Annotated in this window: 4 protein-coding genes; 3 read left to right on the top strand and 1 reads right to left on the bottom strand. The window is 31.0% G+C overall.

The window, feature by feature from the left end; genetic code table 11:
- The first annotated feature begins 177 nt into the window (after positions 1-177).
- The 3 genes from ACTG3S_RS11590 to ACTG3S_RS11580 all read left to right on the top strand — a co-directional run bounded on the left by ACTG3S_RS11590 (position 178) and on the right by ACTG3S_RS11580 (position 2,325).
- Entirely contained in the window at positions 178-1,080 is a 903-nt protein-coding gene (locus tag ACTG3S_RS11590) for a histone deacetylase family protein (RefSeq protein ID WP_439129513.1), read from the top strand.
- A 79-nt stretch (positions 1,081-1,159) separates the two neighbouring features.
- Positions 1,160-1,618, top strand: coding sequence for a lipocalin family protein (locus ACTG3S_RS11585; RefSeq protein WP_439129512.1), 459 nt, complete (start codon positions 1,160-1,162; stop codon positions 1,616-1,618).
- A gap of 2 nt (positions 1,619-1,620) precedes the next feature.
- Positions 1,621-2,325, top strand: coding sequence for an OmpA family protein (locus tag ACTG3S_RS11580; protein ID WP_439129511.1), 705 nt, complete (start codon positions 1,621-1,623; stop codon positions 2,323-2,325).
- A 53-nt stretch (positions 2,326-2,378) separates the two neighbouring features.
- Here ACTG3S_RS11580 and ACTG3S_RS11575 read toward each other — a convergent pair.
- Positions 2,379-3,788: xanthine dehydrogenase family protein molybdopterin-binding subunit (locus ACTG3S_RS11575; RefSeq protein WP_439129510.1), on the bottom strand; the 1,410-nt coding region annotated here is incomplete at its 5' end.

The following is a 3,788-nucleotide window of genomic DNA, read 5'->3' as shown; positions in this document are numbered from 1 at the left end:
GTAATAGATTGGTTACCTCTAAATAAAATAGATAAAGATGGTACTATTACAATTAAAGTAAAAAATAGTTCATTAAAAAACAGTAAAATTTTTATAGAAGGTGCAACAGAAAATGGTAATTTTATCTCAAAAGAATTAGATTTAAAACCTACTAATTAAAAACCGATTTACTTTTTAATGCTCAAAATAGCATATCACCCAATATACAAACACCCATTACCAGCAAATCATCGTTTTCCTATGGAAAAATATGATTTGCTACCACAACAATTAGTGCATGAGGGTACTTGTACTCCAGAAAACTTTTTTGAACCTAAAAGACCCAATAACAAACACTTTTTTACGGTTCACAGTCCAGAATATTATTTCGATTTATTAAACATTACACTCTCACAAAAAGCAGCAAGAAAAATTGGTTTCCCCTTATCTGAGGTTTTAGTAGAAAGAGAAATGATTATTGCAGATGGCACTATGAAAGCCTCTGAATTTGCCATAAAAAATGGAATTGCAATGAATATTGCAGGTGGCACACACCACGCTTTTTCTGATAGAGGAGAAGCTTTTTGTATGTTAAACGACCAAGCCATTGGCGCAAAATATTTACAAAAAAAAGGTTTAGTTCATAAAATACTAATTGTTGATTTAGATGTGCATCAAGGAAATGGTTCTGCAGAAATATTTCAAAATGACGATTCCGTTTTTACATTTTCTATACATGGTAAAAGCAATTATCCTTTTATTAAAGAAACATCAGATTTAGACATCCCTCTAGAAAATAATACAAAAGATGCTGAATATTTATCCATTTTAAAAGAGACCTTACCAAAACTCATACATCAAGAAAAACCAGATTTTATTTATTATTTATGTGGTGTAGATGTAATTGAAACAGACAAATTGGGTAAATTAAGCTTAACAGTAAATGGTTGTAAAGAAAGAGACCGTTTTGTTTTACAGACTTGCTTTGAAGCTAAAATTCCTGTAATGTGTTCTATGGGTGGTGGCTACTCACCAGATATTAAAACTATTGTAAATGCACACGCAAACACCTTTAGATTGGCACAAGATATTTATTTTTAAATGCATTAACCTTTATTTCTATTGCGTTATATTTTTATTAGTTTCTTACGTTAATTTGTAGAAACTAAAAATAATATAAATGAAAAAGATAATTGCTTTGTTATTTGCTATCACACTTATTTCTTGTGGGGCATCTAAAAATATTAAATCTAAAGAAAAAACCATTAAAGGAAATTGGGTTTTAAACAACATAACCTATAGCAAAACAGGTACTTATAATGTTACTCTTTTTAATGATACTACTAAAGACTGTCTAGAAGGCAGTACTTGGAAATTTGTTCCAAATAACAATACAGGTACTTACAATGTAACCAAAGAAAATTGTATTAAAGGAGAAAGAGAGTTTGTTTTTGTTATACAAGAAATGGATGCCATTTCTGGCTACTTCGATTTTTTACTAAAACCTAAAAAAAATGCCAATAATATTGGTTTTAGAGTTGATTTAACTAACTTGAATCGAAACAATATGCAATGGCAACAAAATTTAAATGTAGATGGAACACCTTTTATAATTAACATGAACTTTACTAAACAATAAATATGAAAAAGATAATAAAACAAATAACTTTATACATATTAATTACAACATTAATGTTGGGCTTTACTAGTTGTGAAGCCACTAAAAATGCAAACAATAAGCAAAAAGGGGGCGTAATTGGTGCTGGTGCTGGTGCTTTAATTGGTGTTATTATTGGTAACAATGTAGGCAGTGGAAAAAACGGAAAACTTGGTGCTTTAATTGGTGGTGTAATTGGTGGTGGTGCTGGTGTTTTAATTGGTAAAAAGATGGATGAACAGGCTAAAAAAATTGAAACTGAAATACCAGGAGCTAAAGTAGAAAGAGTAGATAATGGTATTGTAGTTACTTTTGATGAAAATAGTGGTGTTTATTTTGATACCAATAGATCTAATGTAAACGCAAAATCTCAGGAAACCTTAAATAAACTATCTAGTGTTTTTAAAGAGTTTCCAAACACTAAAATAGTTGTTGTTGGGCATACGGACAGTATTGGTAAAGAAACTTATAATATGGAACTTTCTAAAAAAAGAGCACAATCTGTAACCAACTATTTAGTAACTAATGGTCTATTAAGTTCTCGTTTTGAAACTTTATGGTATGGAGAAAATCAACCAAAATATAACAACTCTACTTCAGAAGGTAGAGCAAAAAACAGACGTGTAAATGTAGCTATTGTACCCAATGAAAAAATGATAGAACAAGCAAAACGAGAAATTGGGCAATAGATATTGTCTCTTAAAAAAAAAGTCGCTTTTAGCGACTTTTTTTTGCTTATTAATTATCCTATTATAGTACTTTTTTCTAAATTACTTACAAAAGGTTGGTTATACAATCTTTTGCCTAAAGCAGCATTAATTGCGTTAGCAACTGCGCCACCTGCAGGAGGCAAACCAGGTTCTCCTAAACCAGTTGGTGATAGTTCATTTTCTATAAAATGTACTTCTACTTTTGGAGTTTCGCCCATTCTAATTAGTCTATAGGTATCAAAGTTTTTAGATTGTGGTTTACCGTCTTTAAAAGAAAAATCAGCGTACATTGCATGCCCAATACCGTCTAAAACACCACCTTCTACTTGGTTTTTAGCTCCTGTTGGGTTTACCACAACACCACAATCTACAGCAACAGTAACTTTTTTAATTACAGGAAAACCATCTTTTAACTCAATATCTGCAATTTCTGCAACATGTGTGTTATGAGAGTAGTAAGCTGCAAAACCTTGATACACTCCATTTGATGATTTTTGCCAATTTGCTTTTTGCCTTACTAGTTTGATAACATCTTCCATTCTTTTACCAGAATACTGAATTTTTTTATCACTCGTGTTTTTAACTTTTTGTAATAAATCTAAACGTAATTGAATAGGGTCTACTTTTAATTTTGTAGCTAATTCATCAAAAAAGCTTTGTTCTGCGAACGCTAAAAAGTTGGTATAAGGCGCTCTCCAAGCACCAGTTGTAATATTACTTTTATAGTTACCCGTTTCAACTTTATAATTTGGAATACAACCTGCTGGAAAAAAATTAGGAATTGAGCCATACATACTGCTATTCATGGCAGCCTCTTTTAAATAATAACCTGTAACCTTACCATCTTTTAAAGATGCTTTAAATCTATATTTTACAGAAGGTTTGTAAACCCCTGTAGTCATATCATCTTCTCTTGTAGAAACCATTTTTATTGGTTTTTTTACTTTAGCTGATATTTCTGCAGCCTCAATAGCAAAATCAGCATATAATCTTCTTCCAAAACCACCACCCATTCTTGTCATTTCTACAGAAATATCATCTTTTTTTCTATTTAAAAGTACTGCTACAGATTTTTGTACTTCACCAGGTGTTTGAGTAGGACCAACCAACGCTACTTTATCTGCAGTAACATTTGCATAAAAATTCATGGGTTCCATACAATTATGAGGTAAAAAAGGAGAAGAATAAGTTCTTTCTAAAACGGTATCTGCCTCTTTAAATGCTTTTGTAATATTGCCATCTTCTCTTAGTACATTACTTTTTTTTCCATCTAAAATATTTGTTAGTTTTTGGTGATGTAATTCTGTACTCTCTAATTTAGACGTGTCTTTCCAAACAGCTTTTATTGCTTTTTTAGCTTTTATAGCTGCCCAAGTAGAAGTTGCTAAAACAACAACTTTATCACTTTCACTTAACGCTACTGTCCAACTTACATAGCCTTG

The organism is Polaribacter sp. (assembly GCF_965656025.1).
Lineage (GTDB): Bacteria > Bacteroidota > Bacteroidia > Flavobacteriales > Flavobacteriaceae > Polaribacter.
Note: the sequence above shows the minus strand (reverse complement) of the source record. Positions and strands in the feature narration are given on the sequence as shown.

Bases quoted from the DNA above. Each gene is read 5' to 3' on its own strand.
- ACTG3S_RS11580 (WP_439129511.1), top strand. From the start codon at position 1,621: ATGAAAAAGATAATAAAACAAATAACTTTATACATATTAATTACAACA.
- ACTG3S_RS11590 (WP_439129513.1), top strand. From the start codon at position 178: ATGCTCAAAATAGCATATCACCCAATATACAAACACCCATTACCAGCA.
- ACTG3S_RS11585 (WP_439129512.1), top strand. From the start codon at position 1,160: ATGAAAAAGATAATTGCTTTGTTATTTGCTATCACACTTATTTCTTGT.